This window comes from Burkholderia contaminans, assembly GCF_029633825.1.
GTDB lineage: Bacteria > Pseudomonadota > Gammaproteobacteria > Burkholderiales > Burkholderiaceae > Burkholderia > Burkholderia contaminans.
Genome location: NZ_CP090641.1, coordinates 3019189 through 3034558 on the forward strand (window position 1 = coordinate 3019189; position 15370 = coordinate 3034558).

Sequence of the window (15370 nt, forward strand, 5' to 3'; positions counted from 1 at the left end):
CGTGGGGTGGAGCCCCCGCCTGCGCCTTACTTGAAGCGTTTCATTGCGGCAGGCGAATACCCGAAGTTTCGGAACATATCGATTCCGTACGTCTTGCCGTCGTAGTGGACGACCGTGCGCGCGGTGCGCTTGCCCGTCTCCGAGTAATCACCGTCCTTGCGCTGCGTCTTCGTAATATGGGCGGTGATCGACAGATCAGCAAAGCCGTGGCTCGATGTTTTCTCCACGGCGATCGTCATGCTTGCCTCTTCGCTGCGCGCGTCGCCGACACCGGGGCCGCAGGCGTCGCCCTCGACGCTGACCCACCCGTACAGGTTGGTGCCGAACACCGGGCGGATGCGGTTGCCTTCGCGCACCCACAGCGTTAGTTCCTCGCTGGCGTTGGCATCAGGGCAACTCGGCCCGCGCGCGCTGCTCGTGAACACGACGCCGAACGCGCGCACGTCGGGCGACAGTCGGTATGGCGCCGTATCGATGCGATAGCTGTTCTCGCCGATCTCCGTTGCCGCATCCTCGTCGACGACCGACCTTTCGGCCGCTACGACCTTGCCCCCTTCGACGAGCGCGACGACTTGCAGCTTGCTGCTTTCGTCGGGGTTCTTGCTTTTGGGCAGCGAATCGAACGCGACGGCTGCGATCGTCGTTTTCGGCGCGTTCGGCATGACCTTGCAGGCCGACGCGACGACGAGCCGGTCCGCGTCGCGCGTGGCGATGCGTGCGCTCGCGATGCCGGCCCAGCGGGCAACGGCCGTGACGGTTTCGTCGCCGCAAGGCTGCTTGTCGGTGGCCTGAACGGCGGGAGCGGCGATGAGTGCGAGCAGCGGGGCGAAGTGGCGAATTCTTGTGGTCACGATGGGAACGGGTTCTTCACGGGTTGTCGTGGATGTCGCTTGCCGATTCGAAGCGTACCGCAACACGCGGAAAGATGGTTCGAGCCCTTGACCGCAGGTGTGCCGCCACATGCATCGGGCCCGTGTCACGGGGCGACGCAGCGCCGATTTCATTCGGCGAACTTGGACGGATGCGCGCGGCACCTGCAGCCCGCCGCGCCCTTGGCTGCCCGCTCAAAGTCGACGGAATACCAGACTGGCGTTGACGCCGCCAAAACCGAAGCCGTTGGAGATCGCGTATTCCGTCGATATTCTGCGGGCCGATCCGGCGACGATGTCGATGCCTTCCGCCGCCGGGTCTGGCCGTGTCAGGTTCAGCGTAGGCGGCGCGAGCTGGTCGCGCAGCGCAAGGACGGTGAAAATCGCTTCCACGCCGCCGGCGGCCCCGAGCAAGTGTCCTGTCGATGCCTTGGTGGCCGATACGGCAGGGCCGCGACCTGTTCCAAATACAGCCTTGATGGCCGCCAGCTCGCTGATGTCGCCGACGGGCGTAGACGTCGCATGAGCGTTCAGATGGCCGATCAGCTCGGGTTCGAGATTCGCCTGTCGAATGGCAAGTTCCATTGCGCGTCGTCCCCCGGCGCCGTCGTCGGGCGGCGACGTCATATGGTATGCATCGGCGCTCGTGCCATAGCCGAGTACTTCGGCGACGGGTGTCGCGCCTCGCCGCAGTGCGTGTTCCAGCTCTTCGATGACGAGCATGCCGGCGCCTTCTCCCATGACGAAGCCGTCTCGCCCGGCATCGAACGGGCGGGATGCCTGCACCGGATCGTCATTGAAGCCCGTGGACATGGTTCTTGCCGCGGCGAACGATCCCAGGCTGACCCGATCGATGCAGGCCTCTGCGCCTCCACACACGGCGATGTCGGCTTCGCCGGCCCGAATCAGGCGTGCTGCATCGCCGATCGCCTGCGCGCTGGCGGCGCAGGCCGTCACCGGTGTGCCCAGGGGGCCACGCAGGCCGTGACGGATGGAGATGTGGCCCGCGGCCATGTTGGCCAGGAAGCTGGGGACGGTGAAGGGAGAAAGCCGTCTTGGGCCGCGATCATCAGTGATCCTGACGGCCTCTACGATTGCACCGAACCCACCCACGCCGGACGCTACGATGGTTGCGGTTCTTTCGCGAGCGCTTTCGGTTTCAGGTCGCCACCCCGACTGGTTCAGGGCCTCTTGCGCGGCGCCCAGCGCAAACAGGCTGAACCGGTCCATCTTCTTCTGGTCCTTGGGTTCTACCGCGCCAGCAGGATCGAATCCCCATGGACAGTCAGGCGTCAGCACGGGCACGACGCCACCGACCTTCGACGCAATTCCGTCCGTGACCTCGTCGGGCAAGGTGACCAGGCCCGAATGACCATACAGGAGACGGCGCCATACGGATTCGACTCCGCATCCCAATGGCGAAACCAACCCCATGCCAGTCACGACTATGCGTCTCGTATTCAAACCGTGCTCCCTTTTTGACTGATGAAGACAGGCCGCCGGCGATTGGCGCAACGCGCCATCCGACAACGATCACGAAGTTCAGAAATCACGAAAATGTCGCGTCAGTATAGGGATGGAGTGGGTGAGGAGTGCGCACATCGCGCCAATGAATATGCAAAATGCGCCATAATGATTCAATCATGAATCTCACCCGGCAACGTCCTCTCACGATTTCGGCGCACTTCCTGCACGGGATGTTGCGTGCCGTTAGCACGCGTCACGGAAAGGACGCGACGGCACAGGTCCTCGCGAGTGCGGCCATTCCGCAGTCTCTTCTCGATCAACCCGACGCACGCATCACTCGGCAGCAGTACGTCGCGTTGTATCGGACGGTCGCGGCGACGCTCGATGACGAGATGCTGGGGTTATGGTCCAGGCCGATCAGGGGCGGCACGTTGAAGTACCTGATGCTCAGCCTGCTGGACGCGCCGACGGTATTGATCGCGTTCAATCGTTTCGTTCGTTTCTGGAATTTGCTGCTGGACGACTACCGGCTGCACATCTCGACGAAGAATGATCTGGTGCGGTTGGCGCTGGTGGAGCGAATGCCCGGCACGCAGGTGACGCCGCTCGCACATGAGTTGATGATGAAGCTGGCGCACGGCATAGCTTCCTGGCTACTCGGCAGGGAACTTGCGCTGCAACGGGTCGAGTTCAGTTTCGCCAGGCCCAGGCATGTCGAAGACTATGCATTTCTGTTCCCCGGGGCGGTGCAGTTCGATGCCGGGATGACGAGTATCCGTTTCTCGTACCAGGATTGTGCCGAGCCGTTCAGACGCGAAAAGCACGAACTATGGGCGTTCCTGAACGCCGCGCCTGGAGCCTGGACCTTCAGCGTATTTCATCAAGGTTCGATCGTGGCCAAAGCACGCGAGCTTCTCGAACGGAATATTGCGCAGCCGCTGACGATACAGGCGCTCGCGCAGGCGTTGCATACGTCGGTACGCACGCTCAATCGTAGATTTGCGGAAGAAGGCACCCATTTCCAGCAAGTGAAAGACGGGCTGCGCCGGGATATCGCGGTCGATCGGCTGACGAACTCGAACACCAGCGTCGCGGTGCTGGCATTCGATCTTGGTTTTTCCGACGCCACCGGTTTTTGCCGCGCGTTCAAACATTGGACCGGCAGCAGTCCTACGGACTATCGCAAGGATACGCGTCGGGATGAGTGACGAGAAGGCGTCGGGCCTTGACGGCACGTGTCGAACAGCCGGAGCCGGCCGAACGACAGATACCGCGTCACTACGTTGAGCTTCAAGTGCTCGTCGCGCTTCCACATGAAAAACCCCAGGGGCGGATCGATGTCCAACGCCTGGGGTTCTGTGCATTGCCGGCCGTTTCGGGAATTTTCGGGCCTTGTGCAGAGGAAGGCACGGACAACGCTTACCGCGTCAACGCCGTAAACCCCTCCAGCAACCGCTCGACATCCGCCGCCTGAATCGCGCCCATCGTCGAAATCCGGAACAGCTCCTTCGACAACCCGCCTTGCCCCGCATAGATCACGAAGCCACGCGCCTTCAGCCCGTCGTGCAGCGTCTCGTACGTCACACCTTGCGGCAACCGGTACGCACGTAGCACAACCGACGATTCGCCTTCCGGCAGCACCAGCGGCATCCCGCGCGCAGCGAGCCCGGCTTGCGCCTGATCAGCCAGCGCCTTGTAATGCGCATGCCGCGCACGCCAGCCGCCAGCCTCATCAAACTCGCGCAGCGCTTCGACGAGTGCGTAATACGCATGCACGGAAGGCGTGAACGGCGTATTGCGCTGGTCCTGCAGCTTCGCGAGACGACCGAGATCGAGGTAGTAAGTGCGGCTCGCCGCCTTCACGAGCGCACTACGGCGCACGATCACGAACGCCGCGCCCGGCACACCGTGCAGGCACTTGTTCGCGGTCGCAGCCACGGCATCGATATCGCCACCGGCAAAATCGATCGCTTCCGCACCAAAGCTGCTCACACCATCGACAAGCATCTTCACGCTTCGCGCACGGCAGACTTCCGCGATCGCGGCGAGATCGTTCAGGCGACCGGTCGTCGTTTCATGATGAATCACGGCAACGTGCGAATAGCCACCCGCATCGAGCTTCGCACCAATCTGCGCGAGATCGGGCGCCTGCATCCACTCATGCTTGAGCACATCATGCGCGATCCCGTACTGCGTCGCGATCTGCGTAATCCGCTCGCCATACACACCGTTCTCGATCACGAGCAGCTTGCCGTCCTTCGGCACGAGCGCGGCGATCATGCTTTCGACCGCGGCCGTGCCCGACCCCGTCATCAGCACGGCTGCCCACTCAGCCGGATCGAGTTCATACGCGGCGACGAGACGCGCACGCGCCTCGTCCTGCAGATCGAAGAATTCGCTTTCGCGATGGCACAGATCGGGTTGCAGCAGGCTGCGGCGCACGCGTTCGGTGAGCGTGACCGGGCCGGGGTTCAGCAGCAGCATCAATGGGCTCCTTCAACGTGGGCTTCGGCCTGCGCGGCGCCGATGTGCCGCATCAGGCGATTCTTGACCTCGACCGGCGTGACGGTCGGGCGGGGCAGGCCGTCGGGCACGCCGGTGCGGATCGCGAGCCGCACGAACTGCGTACCGTCGGCCGGCGCGGCCAGCGCCGTATCGAGCACGTCCAGCGTGTCGCCTTCGACCGCCGACGCATACCCGCACGCGGCAGCCACACCCGCGAACGAAACATGTTGCGACACGGTGGCCTGGCCACCGGTCGATTCGTGCGCACCGTTGTCGAGCAGCACGTGCGTGAGGTTCGCCGGGCCGTAGGTGCCGAGCGTCGCGAACACGCCCATGCGCATCAGCGCGGCGCCGTCGCCGTCGACGGCCACCACGCGCAGGTCGGGGCGCGCAAGCGCGAGGCCGAGCGCGAGCGGCGTCACGCAGCCCATCGAGCCGACCATATACAGCTGGTTCGGGCGGTCGTCGATGGCGTAGAGTTCGCGGCCGCAGAAGCCGGTCGACGCGAGCACGACGGTCGAATCGACCGGCGTGTGCGCGATCACGCGCTGCAGCGCGTCCTGGCGGGTCGGCCACGCGTCGGTCGCCGCGGCGCGCGACGACGACTGTGCAGCGACATGCGCGCGCGGTTTCGCGGCCGGGTTGGCCTTCAGCTCATACGGCGCGACGCTGCCTTTCTGCATCACGAGCGCGTACGGGCGGCCCGTCGCGTCCATGTGCGCAATCGCGCGGTCGAGTGCCGGGCCGACCTGTTCGGGGTCGGTCGGGAACGTCTCCCACGGGATCTCCATCGTGTCGAGCATCGCGGGCGTGATCGTGCCCATCAGCGCGTGCTGCGGCTCGTCGGCCACGCCCGGCTGGCCGCGCCACGTGACGATCAGCAGCTGCGGCAGGCGGAACGTCCACGTGAGCGACGTGAGCGGGCTCACCGCGTTGCCGAGCCCCGAGTTCTGCATCATCGCGATGCCGCGCTTGCCACCGAGCGTCGCGCCCGCGATCAGCGCGACCGCGTCGCCTTCGTTCGCGGCCGACACGTAATTCAGCGTCGGGTCCTGCAGCACGTAATTGATGAACGGCGTCAGGTACGAGCAGGGCACGCCCGCGTACCAGTCGAAACCACGCTCGCGCGCGGCCTCGACGAACTGGGCCGCTTCGATCATTGCGCGCCCCCGTTGCCGGCACCCGGTTCGGACAGCGGCGTCTGGCCGTGCGCGAAGTCGCCCGCGCGGCGGAAGTCTTCGAGATCGTTGACGCCGCGCCAGTGGCCGTGCACGTACTGCACTTCGATCTTCTCGCCGGCGGCGATCAGTTCGTTGAGCAGCGACGGGATATCGAGCGTGTCGAAATCCGGACGCGCCTGCAGCGTCGCGAGCATCGCCTTCAGGCGGTCGACACCGGCGCCGCGCACGTTCAGCAGGCCGATCCAGCGGCCGTGCGGCGTGCCTGCGGCGACGTCGCTCGATACGCGTTGCAGGTACGTCTTCTGGCCGAACAGGCCGCGATCGTCTGCGGCGGAGCAGAGCGCGAAATCACGCACGCTCTGGTTGGTCTCGGTGAGCGACGAATCGACCACCACGCTGAACTCGGCCTCGCTCTCCGCCAGGTCGCGCACGATGTAGCTGCGGAACAGCAGGTCGCCGTACGAGATCACGGTGTCGCCGGTCAGGCGGTCGGCCGCGCAGGCGAGCGACGCGAGTTCGCCCGTCTGTGCATGGCGTTCGTTGACGACGAGCTTGATGCCCGACGTGTCGATCGCGTCGGCGCGATAGCCGCCGACCACGGTGATGTCGTTCACGCCGTGCGTCTTGAAGCCGTCGACGAGCCAGCGCAGCAGCGGCTTGCCGGCGACCGGCAGCATGACCTTCGGCTTGTCTTCGGTCACGGCTTCCAGGCCCTTGCCGCGGCTCGCGGCGAGCACGATCGCCGCGTTCGACGCACGCGACGACGACGACAGGTAGATACGCTCGGCCGCCGAGTATTCGTCGGCGTCCTGCAGGCGGAAGATCTCGTTGACCGATGCAACGCGGTCCTCGACGTTGATCAGCGTTTCGCTTTCGTGGATCTCGCGTGCGGTCGCCTGCATCGCGGATGCCGACGCGCGGATCAGGTGGTTCGCCCAGATCACGGTGCTGATGCCGGCCTGGCGGAACACGTCGGTCGGCGTGCTGTAGTACTTGGTCGGCACGATCACGAGCGGCGCCTTGCCGCTCCATTCGCGCGCGAATTGCAGGATCTCGTCCGGGCGCGACAGCTTGCTGTGGATCAGGATCGCGTCGGCGCCGGCTTCTGCGTATGCGTTCGCGCGGCGCAGCGCCTCGTCCATCCCCCAGCCGGCGATCAGCGCCTCGACGCGCGCGACGATCGAGAAGTCGGGATCGGTCTGCGAATCCTTGCCGGCCTTGATCTTGCCGCAGAATTCGTCGATTTCCGCGAGCGGCTGGCGCTCGCCGCCGATGAAGCTGTTGGTCTTCGGAAACTGCTTGTCCTCGATACAGACGCCGGCGATGCCGCGCTGCTCGAGCTTCTTCACGAGGCGGCGCACGTTGTTGAAGTTGCCGTAGCCGGTGTCGCCGTCGAGCAGGATCGGCAGGTCGCTCGCATCCGCCATGAATTCGAGCACGTCGACGACCTGGGTCCAGCTGGCTTCGTTGTTGTCACGCACGCCGAACTGCGCGGAGATCGCGAGGCCCGATGCCCAGATACCCTTGAAGCCGGCTTCGCGGACGATCCGCGCGGACAGGCCGTTGTGCGCTTCCATCAGGAATTCGAGGTCGCTGCTGACGAGCATGCGGCGCAGGCGTGCGCTGCGCGATTCGGTGAAGTTGGGTTCGCGTGCGTTCATCGTGCGACTCCTGCGGTGGTGCGTTGAATCAGGGGGAGGATTTCTTGCGTGGCGCGAGCGACGTCGTTCGGGAAGTCGATCTCGATCCACGGCGAGCCGGTGACGTCGGCGACGTCGAACGAGTGACCGCCTTCGAGCAGCAGGTCGCGCACGGCTTCTTCGTGCGGCATGTTCGCGCGGCCGCTGTCGACGTAGCCCGCGACGATCGTCGCGAGGCGGCGCGCGGTGCCTTCGGTGAAGCGGAAGAAGCCGACCGATTCGCCGATCGTGTCGTACTCGAGGTCGACCGCGAGCTGCTTGCGCAGCTCGACCGGCACGCCGTCCTTCAGGCACAGCTTGACGGGCTCGTCGCCGGCTTCGAAGTCTCGATCGATCAGCAGGCGGTCGACCGCGCGGTCGGAATCGGCCACCAGCGCGTGCAGGATGTTCTCGTCATACAGCACGTCGGCGTCCATCAGCAGCACGTCGCCGCCGCGCGTCATCGCATCGGCGACGGTATGCACGGTCAGCACGCTGCCGAGGTCGTAGCGGTCGTTGATCACGATCTCGGCCTGGCGGCCGAGGCGCTTCAATTCCTGCTCGACCTTCTCGTGCTGGAAGCCGAGCCCAAGCACGATCTCGTCGACGCCCGCGGCATCGAGTACGCGCAGATGGCGCTCGAGCAGCGAAACGTCGTCGAAGCGCAGCAGGCACTTCGGGTACTGCGCCTCGGGCGGTTGTTGCAGGCGCAAGCCGAGGCCTGCCGCAAGAATGATGGCTCGCATGGGTTCTCCAACCAAAAAGCCGGCGGATCTGAACGATCAGTCGGCGAGCGGCTGCGGCGCACGGCGCCGCTGCCAGTTTCTTTCACTGAAATGCAGATAGAGCAGGCCGGGCAGGCCGAGCGCGAGTTCGCGCGCGCGTTTCGCAAGCGACAGCGCGAGCGCCGCGTCGGGCGGCAGTCCGACCAGCGGCGCGAGAAGCAGGTAACCGCCTTCCTGCGCGCCGAGCGAGCCCGGGATCGCGAAGGCCGCGCCACGAATGGCCTGGCCGACACTCTCGAGCAGCAGCGCGTCGAGCCAGCTCACCGGATGCCCGAGGAAGTGCAGCGCGAGCCACACTTCCGCGGTGCCGACGATCCAGCCGACGAGACTCAATGCGAAGGTCTTCGCGACCTTCGCGCGATCGCGGTACAGCGCGCCCACCGCGTCGTCGATCGCATCGGCGCGGGTGGCCAGCGACGACCAGTCGCGCGGGCCGAGCAGCTTCGACGCGAGGCGCAGGCCGCGGCCGAACAGCCCGCGCCGCTGCGCCGCATAGAACGCGACGGCGAGGGCGCCGAGCACGCCGGTGGCGATCAGCGCGGGTGTGCGCAGGTGCGCGACCGATTCGTGCGTCGCATACAGGCTGAACGCGGCGATGCCGATCAGCGCGAACGCCATCTGCGAGAGCGCCTGCATCGTCGTGCTGACCGTGACGGCTGCCGCCGCGTCGGCCATTCGCGTGCCGCGCTGCGCGAGGTGGCGCACCATCAGCACCGGGCCGCCGATCTGCCCGGCGGGCAGCAGGCTGTTCACCGATTCGCCGACCCAGCGCGCGCGCAGCGCGTTGCCGAGCTCGGCACCCGGCTGGCCGGGGCGGAACATCACGGAGATCGCCATCGCGTCGATCACGAGCGGCACGACGTGGAACGCCGCGACGAGCGCGAGCCCCCAGCCGGCCGCGAGGAACGTGGACGCCACCGCGCCGACGCCCTGCCAGGCAAGGAGTGCAACGAAGAGTGCGGTCCCGAGGGACAGCAGGATAAGGCCGGCGCGTGTCATGACCCGGTCGTGCGTCGCGTCGCCAGTTGCTTGAACACCTGGCGGAAACCGAAATACGCGATCGCATCCTTCATGTTCGAGATGAAGCGCTTCCACGGCCGCATGCCGGGGTTCGTCACGTATTCGAACGTGAGCGACACGCGCATCTCGTTCTGGCCGAGCGGCGTGATGCGGTGGCGCAGCTTGTCGCCGTCGAACAGCACGATGCCGCCGTCGGCGATCTGCACGGAGCCCGGTTCGTCGGCCACGTCCGGATTGCGCGTGTGCAGCTCGTAGTCGAGCCGGCACGACGATTCGTCGATCACGCCGATCAGCAGCGTGTAGCGGCGGCCGTCGTAGTACGACGTGTCGTAGTGCCAGCCGATGTGGTCGCCGGGCTTCGTGTAGTAATACAGCGCGTACGCGTGCGGATCGTCGTCCGGCGACAGCATCAGCTTGTCGCCCGTCACTTTTTCGAGGAACGAGATCAGCGCCTTCGAGCGATACAGTTCCGCGATGTACGGCGCCTGTTCGTCGATCGTATGGCGGCTTACGCTGCCGCCTTGCTTGTGGCCGGGCAGGTAATTGCGGTTCAGGCCGGCCTGCATCGCGCGGGCGGCGTTGGCCAGCTTCGCGTGCGCGTCGGCCGGCAGGAATTGGTCGAGGTACAGGAACGAGCCCTGGCGCGTGTAGTCGCCGCGCAGGCGGTCGAGGTCGAGCGTGCCGACACGGTCGGCCACGGTGCGATCGGGGTCGGCCGCGGCCGCGCGCACGGGCGCGGGGCGTGCCGGGCTCAGCACGGAGTCGTCGCGCGTGCTAGGAGTCATTTGGAAGCCTGGATTTCAGTAGGGTTCTGCGAAACGTTGCCGCGCCGGACGATGCGCCACCAGTCGAACACGACCCACGCGGCGAACAGCGGGGCGCCGATCGACGCCGCGAGCAGGAACGGCTCGACGCCGTCGAACAGCGTCACGAGCGGCAGCAGGTAAAGCACGTCTTCGGTCTCGAAGCCGCCGGCGAATGCCTGCTTGGTGCCGGCCTTGCCGGCGAACGATTCGATCCGCATGCGCAGGAAGAAGATCAGTGCAACGGCCGCGCCGGCCACCGCGCCGAGCAGCACCGGCGACGCAGCCATCTGGCCGCCCTGGGCGACGATGCCGACGCCCATGCTGACGAACAGCGCGACCGTGACGAGCGCGTCTGCCGCGAGGTCGTAAAAATGACCGATCTTGCTGGATTTCCCGCTGATGCGCGCGAGCTCGCCATCGGTGTGGTCGACGAAGTTCGACAGCACGATCAGGAACGCGCCTGCATTGCTCCAGCCGAAGCCGCCGTGCGCGAGGCACCAGGCGCCGGCGAGGCCGATCAGCAGGCGAACGGTAGTGAGGTGATTCGGGGTGACGGGCGTGTCGACGAGCGGTCGGACAAGCGAGCGCGCGAGCCGCGCATCCCAGGTGCGAGGCAGGGGCGGTTCGGAACGTGTGGCGGTTTTTCTTTGGTCCATCGGCGAAATATATACGGAATTGTAATTTGGTGCTTTTTATTCGAACACTGTCCTGACATGAGGGAGTGTTACCGCGTCTTGCGGCGATCGGCCGGCCAAAAAGCGCGTGCGCGAAAGGGTGGCCGAGCGGGGCCGCGGCATCCGTATTCCAGTGTGGTTCGCGTCGCGCGACTGTCAAGGGCGGACGGGCCTCACAGGCCGGTGCGGCGATGCTTTTCGCGCGTCCCGCCGCGCGTCGCGCGGCGCGTGCGAACTTGACGTGCGTCAGGTCGGAACGAGCCGCATCGGGTGACAATTGGCCGCGCCGGAAGGGCGTCGGTCATTGACGATCGGCAGGCGATAAATCCGGATGGAAATCCGTCGATTGATGCGCGCGGGTTGTCGATCGACAGCAGGTCATTCTGCCCGATGCTTTCGCGCACCTTTCGTGAGCATTCGATTTAAACGGCGCGCCTGTCACAGAACGGTCGTTCGATACCCGGCAAATCCGGCAAGGATCTTTTGCATTTGGCGGACATTTCGCAGCAATGGCCTCTGCGATACTCCGACCGTGCCTGTGGTGCCGGCCGCCCCGCGCGGCCCCAAGGGCTTCATGTCGCTCAGGAGACACCCCCCGCGACGTCAACAACAGACCCAAGCGTCAGAAACCAGCCATGTCTTCATCACGCATCCTCGCTCCCGCCCTGCGTTCGCTCGTCCGCACCGCCGACGAAGCCGCCGCGCTGATCCGTCCCGGCATGACCGTCGCCATGAGCGGCTTCACGGGCTCCGGCTATCCGAAGGCCGTGCCGGCCGCACTTGCCGCCCACATCGACGCGGCGCACACGCGCGGCGAGGACTTCCGGATCAACGTACTGACGGGCGCATCGACCGCGCCGGAACTCGACGGCGCGCTCGCCCGCACCAACGGCATCTCGATGCGCCTGCCGTACCAGTCCGACCCGACGTTGCGCGACAAGATCAACGGCGGCGAAGTCGACTACCAGGACGTCCACCTGAGCCACGTCGCGCAGTACGCATGGTTCGGGCTGTACGGCGATCTCGACGTCGCGATCGTCGAAGTCGCGGGCATCCGCGAGGACGGCCTGCTGATTCCGTCCGCGTCGATCGGCAACAACAAGACCTGGCTCGAACGCGCGAAGCACGTGATCCTCGAGGTCAACTCGCGCCAGCCGCTCGGCCTCGACGGGATGCACGACGTCTATTACGGCACCGCGCTGCCGCCGCACCGCAAGCCGATTCCGCTGACGAAGAGCGACGACCGGATCGGCGAGCCGTACCTGCGCTGCCCGGCCGACAAGATCGTCGCGATCGTCGAGACCGACGCGCCGGATCGCAGCAACGCGTTCTCCGCGCCGGACGCGACGTCGAAGCAGATCGCGCATCAACTGATCGACTTCCTGCGTCACGAAGTGAAGCGCGGCCGCCTGCCGGAAAACCTGCTGCCGCTGCAGTCGGGTGTCGGCAACATCACGAACGCGGTGCTCGCGGAGCTCAGCTCGGCCGGCTTCTCGAACCTGACCGCGTACACCGAGGTGATCCAGGACGGCATGCTCGACCTGCTGCAGGACGGCACGTTGAGCTTCGCATCGGCCACCGCGCTGTCGCTGAGCCCGGCCGCCGTGCAGCGCTTCGCCGACGAAATCGCGACGTTCCGCGAGAAGATCGTGCTGCGCCCGCAGGAGATCAGCAACCATCCGGAACTCGTGCGCCGCCTCGGCTGCATCGCGATGAACGGGATGATCGAGGCCGACATCTACGGCAACGTGAACTCGACGCACGTGATGGGCACGAAGATCCAGAACGGCATCGGCGGCTCGGGCGACTTCGCGCGCAACGGCTACCTGTCGTGTTTCATGTCGGCGAGTACCGCAAAGGGCGGCGCGATCTCGCGGATCGTGCCGATGGCGAGCCACGTCGACCACACCGAGCACGACGTCGCGGTGGTCGTCACCGAGCAGGGTCTCGCGGACTTGCGCGGCCTGTCGCCGAAGCAGCGCGCACGCAAGATCATCGCGACCTGCGCGCACCCCGATTACCGGCCGATGCTCGAGGATTACTTCGAGCGCGCGTCGCGCGAAAGCTTCGGCAAGCATACGCCGCACCTGCTCGCCGAGGCGCTGTCGTGGCATGAGCGCTACGTGCGCACCGGCACGATGAAGGCCTGACGCGGAGCGAAGCGGGCGCGCGCCGTGCGTGCGCCTGTCAATCCATCGCCGCGTGCGCGATCTCGACGCTCGCCGTTTTCCGCGGCGGGCGGATCAGCAGCAACAGCGGAATCATCAGCAGTGTCGCGACGAACATCAGCTTGAAGTCGTTCAGGTACGCGATCATCGACGCCTGCTGGTTGATCGTGCGGTCGAGCAGCGCGATGTCGAGGCGGCTGCCGGTCATCGCCTGCACCGCCGGGTTGAACGGCGTGATGTGAGTCGCGAGGTCCGCATGCGCGACCTGCGTGTTGCGCGTCATCAGCGTCTGCACGATCGAGATGCCGATACTGCTGCCGATGTTGCGCATCAGGCTGTAGGTGGCCGTGCCGTCCGCGCGCAGATCGGGCGGCAGCGTCGAGAACGACAGCGCGCTCAGCGGCACGAACACGAGCCCCAGCCCGAAGCCCTGCACCACGCCGGGCCACACGATGTCCGCTTCGGACAGCACGACCGTGTACTGCATCATCTGCCAGAGCGCGAGCGCGGAAATCGACAGCCCCGCGAGCAGCAGCATCCGCGCATCCACGTATTTCAGCAGCCTGCCGACGAACAGCATCGCGATCATCGTGCCGGCGCCGCTCGGCGCGGTGACGAGGCCCGTCGTCGCGACCGGGTAGCCCATCAGGTTCTGCAGCATCGGCGGCAGCAGCGCGCGTGTCGCGTACAGCACCGCGCCGACCACGAAGATGAACAGCGTGCCGGTGGCGAAGTTCGGGTCGCGCAGCAGTTCCGACTTGAAGAACGACGCCTTGCCGACGGTCGCCGTATGCACGAGGAAGAACGCGAAGCTGAGCGCCGCGACGATCGCCTCGATGCGGATCTCGTACGAGCCGAACCAGTCGAGCTGTTCGCCGCGGTCGAGCATGGCCTGGAACGCGCCGATCGCGAGCGCGAGCGTCGCGAAGCCGAACGCGTCGAACTTCACGAGCGGGCGCGGCGCGCGTGCGGGCAGGAAGGTCATCACGCCGGCGAGCGCGAACGCACCGATCGGCACGTTGATGAAGAACACCCAGCGCCAGTTGTAGCTGTCGGTGAGCCAGCCGCCGAGCGTCGGGCCGAGGATCGGGCCGACCATCACGCCCATCCCCCAGATCGCCATCGCCTGGCCTTGTTTCTCGCGCGGATTGATGTCGAGCAGGATCGACTGCGACAGCGGCACCAGCGCGGCGCCGAACACGCCCTGCAGCAGGCGCGCGCCGACGATCTGCACGAGCGTCTCGGACAGCCCGCATAGCGCCGACGCAACCGTGAAGCCCGCGATCGACACGATCAGCAGGCGTTTCACGCTGAGCCGGTCGGACAGCCAGCCGGTGAGCGGGGTCGCGATCGCAGCGGCGACGATATAGGAGGTCAGCACCCACGTGATCTCGTCCTGCGACGCGGACAGCGTGCCCTGCATGTGCGGCAGTGCGACGTTCGCGATCGTGCTGTCGAGGGTCTGGATCAGCGTGGCGAGCATGATCGACAAGGTCAGCATCGGCCGGTTCAGCGCGGGCGAGGCGGGGGCGTCGGCGGCGGGGTTCAAGCGGTGTCTCCGTGGGGCGGTCGCCGTGGGCGGCGATCCGGTGCGACTTGAATTATAAGCACGCTTATTATATATCCGCTTATCGCCTGGGCATGATCGGCTTGACCCCTATAATCGCCGCATGGACAAGACTTACGAGAACCGGATCGGCTATCTGATCGCCGACGTCGCCCGCCTGAACGGACGCCTGTTCGACCGGCGCGCGAAGCGCATCGGGCTGACACGGGCGCAAAGCCGCGTGCTCGCGTACCTGACGTGGAAGGGCGAGATGAATCAGGCGCGGCTCGCCGAATGGCTCGAGATCGCGCCGATCTCGCTCACGCGGTTGCTCGACCGGATGGAAAGCTACGGCTGGATCGAGCGCGTCGCGAACGACGACGATCGCCGCGCATTCGTGATCCGGCTGACCGACAAGTCGCGCGAGATCTTTCCGCAGATGCTCGAAGTGGGTGACACCGTCGCCGACGACGGGCTGCGCGGCTTCACGCCCGACGAGCGCGATACGCTGGTGCGGCTGCTAGGGCGCGTGCGCCGCAACCTGATCGACTGCGGCGGGGAATGATGCGGGCCGCCATTCGGGCGGCCCGGATGAACGACCAGAAAACACCGGGTGGCAGCGCGCGAGCACGCCGCGTTTGCCCCAGTGCCGGTGCGCGGCGTTGTCATG

The 15370-nt window shown here is 66.1% G+C and carries 13 protein-coding genes; 3 read left to right on the forward strand and 10 right to left on the reverse strand.

Annotated elements, in window-relative coordinates:
- Positions 1 to 26: 26 nt before the first annotated feature.
- On the reverse strand, positions 27 to 851 hold the full coding sequence (locus tag LXE91_RS31200) for a PA3715 family protein (RefSeq protein WP_039357141.1): 825 nt from the start codon (positions 849 to 851) through the stop codon (positions 27 to 29).
- 213 nt (positions 852 to 1064) lie between these two features.
- Positions 1065 to 2303 (reverse strand): beta-ketoacyl-ACP synthase II, encoded by a 1239-nt coding sequence (gene fabF, locus LXE91_RS31205; protein WP_039357139.1) that lies wholly within the window; start codon positions 2301 to 2303, stop codon positions 1065 to 1067.
- A 209-nt stretch (positions 2304 to 2512) separates the two neighbouring features.
- Between fabF and LXE91_RS31210 the strand changes: the two genes are divergently transcribed.
- A complete protein-coding gene (locus LXE91_RS31210; protein ID WP_046196505.1) occupies positions 2513 to 3544 on the forward strand; it encodes an AraC family transcriptional regulator in 1032 nt (343 codons plus the stop codon).
- A gap of 211 nt (positions 3545 to 3755) precedes the next feature.
- On the opposite strand, the gene LXE91_RS31215 is transcribed toward LXE91_RS31210, so the two are convergent.
- From LXE91_RS31215 to LXE91_RS31245, 7 genes are read right to left on the reverse strand one after another with little or no spacing between them, the layout of a single operon-like run.
- Positions 3756 to 4820, reverse strand: coding sequence for a 2-aminoethylphosphonate aminotransferase (locus tag LXE91_RS31215; RefSeq protein ID WP_039357136.1), 1065 nt, complete (start codon positions 4818 to 4820; stop codon positions 3756 to 3758).
- The gene (aepY, locus tag LXE91_RS31220; RefSeq protein WP_039357133.1) at positions 4820 to 6001 is read right to left on the reverse strand and encodes a phosphonopyruvate decarboxylase; all 1182 of its coding nucleotides are present in this window, start codon (positions 5999 to 6001) and stop codon (positions 4820 to 4822) included. The genes LXE91_RS31215 and aepY overlap by 1 nt, the downstream gene beginning before the upstream one ends.
- Complete coding sequence (gene aepX / locus LXE91_RS31225; RefSeq protein WP_039357130.1) at positions 5998 to 7683, reverse strand: phosphoenolpyruvate mutase; 1686 nt, start codon at positions 7681 to 7683, stop codon at positions 5998 to 6000. The genes aepY and aepX overlap by 4 nt, the downstream gene beginning before the upstream one ends.
- Positions 7680 to 8447, reverse strand: a complete 768-nt coding sequence (locus LXE91_RS31230) for a phosphocholine cytidylyltransferase family protein (RefSeq protein ID WP_039357128.1) — start codon at positions 8445 to 8447, stop codon at positions 7680 to 7682. The genes aepX and LXE91_RS31230 overlap by 4 nt, the downstream gene beginning before the upstream one ends.
- 36 nt (positions 8448 to 8483) lie before the next feature.
- A complete protein-coding gene (locus tag LXE91_RS31235; RefSeq protein WP_039357125.1) occupies positions 8484 to 9485 on the reverse strand; it encodes an HpnL family protein in 1002 nt (333 codons plus the stop codon).
- On the reverse strand, positions 9482 to 10291 hold the full coding sequence (locus tag LXE91_RS31240) for a HalD/BesD family halogenase (RefSeq protein WP_039357123.1): 810 nt from the start codon (positions 10289 to 10291) through the stop codon (positions 9482 to 9484). Before LXE91_RS31240 ends, LXE91_RS31235 begins: the two co-directional genes overlap by 4 nt.
- Positions 10288 to 10968, reverse strand: a complete 681-nt coding sequence (locus tag LXE91_RS31245; RefSeq protein ID WP_039357120.1) for a CDP-alcohol phosphatidyltransferase family protein — start codon at positions 10966 to 10968, stop codon at positions 10288 to 10290. Before LXE91_RS31245 ends, LXE91_RS31240 begins: the two co-directional genes overlap by 4 nt.
- Positions 10969 to 11621: 653 nt before the next feature.
- Here LXE91_RS31245 and LXE91_RS31250 point away from each other — a divergent pair.
- The gene (locus tag LXE91_RS31250) at positions 11622 to 13136 is read left to right on the forward strand and encodes an acetyl-CoA hydrolase/transferase family protein (protein WP_039357117.1); all 1515 of its coding nucleotides are present in this window, start codon (positions 11622 to 11624) and stop codon (positions 13134 to 13136) included.
- Between the two features lie 37 nt (positions 13137 to 13173).
- Here LXE91_RS31250 and LXE91_RS31255 read toward each other — a convergent pair whose 3' ends face one another.
- Positions 13174 to 14703, reverse strand: a complete 1530-nt coding sequence (locus LXE91_RS31255; RefSeq protein WP_039357115.1) for a DHA2 family efflux MFS transporter permease subunit — start codon at positions 14701 to 14703, stop codon at positions 13174 to 13176.
- Between the two features lie 121 nt (positions 14704 to 14824).
- Here LXE91_RS31255 and LXE91_RS31260 point away from each other — a divergent pair, with 121 nt between their 5' ends.
- A complete protein-coding gene (locus tag LXE91_RS31260; RefSeq protein WP_039357112.1) occupies positions 14825 to 15265 on the forward strand; it encodes a MarR family winged helix-turn-helix transcriptional regulator in 441 nt (146 codons plus the stop codon).
- Positions 15266 to 15370: the final 105 nt, after the last annotated feature.

Coding starts and splice junctions, on each gene's coding strand:
- LXE91_RS31215 (WP_039357136.1), bottom strand. CDS start 4,820: ATGCTGCTGCTGAACCCCGGCCCGGTCACGCTCACCGAACGCGTGCGC.
- LXE91_RS31260 (WP_039357112.1), top strand. CDS start 14,825: ATGGACAAGACTTACGAGAACCGGATCGGCTATCTGATCGCCGACGTC.
- LXE91_RS31230 (WP_039357128.1), bottom strand. CDS start 8,447: ATGCGAGCCATCATTCTTGCGGCAGGCCTCGGCTTGCGCCTGCAACAA.
- LXE91_RS31245 (WP_039357120.1), bottom strand. CDS start 10,968: ATGGACCAAAGAAAAACCGCCACACGTTCCGAACCGCCCCTGCCTCGC.
- fabF (WP_039357139.1), bottom strand. CDS start 2,303: ATGGGGTTGGTTTCGCCATTGGGATGCGGAGTCGAATCCGTATGGCGC.
- aepY (WP_039357133.1), bottom strand. CDS start 6,001: ATGATCGAAGCGGCCCAGTTCGTCGAGGCCGCGCGCGAGCGTGGTTTC.
- LXE91_RS31250 (WP_039357117.1), top strand. CDS start 11,622: ATGTCTTCATCACGCATCCTCGCTCCCGCCCTGCGTTCGCTCGTCCGC.
- LXE91_RS31210 (WP_046196505.1), top strand. CDS start 2,513: ATGAATCTCACCCGGCAACGTCCTCTCACGATTTCGGCGCACTTCCTG.
- LXE91_RS31240 (WP_039357123.1), bottom strand. CDS start 10,291: ATGACTCCTAGCACGCGCGACGACTCCGTGCTGAGCCCGGCACGCCCC.
- LXE91_RS31235 (WP_039357125.1), bottom strand. CDS start 9,485: ATGACACGCGCCGGCCTTATCCTGCTGTCCCTCGGGACCGCACTCTTC.
- aepX (WP_039357130.1), bottom strand. CDS start 7,683: ATGAACGCACGCGAACCCAACTTCACCGAATCGCGCAGCGCACGCCTG.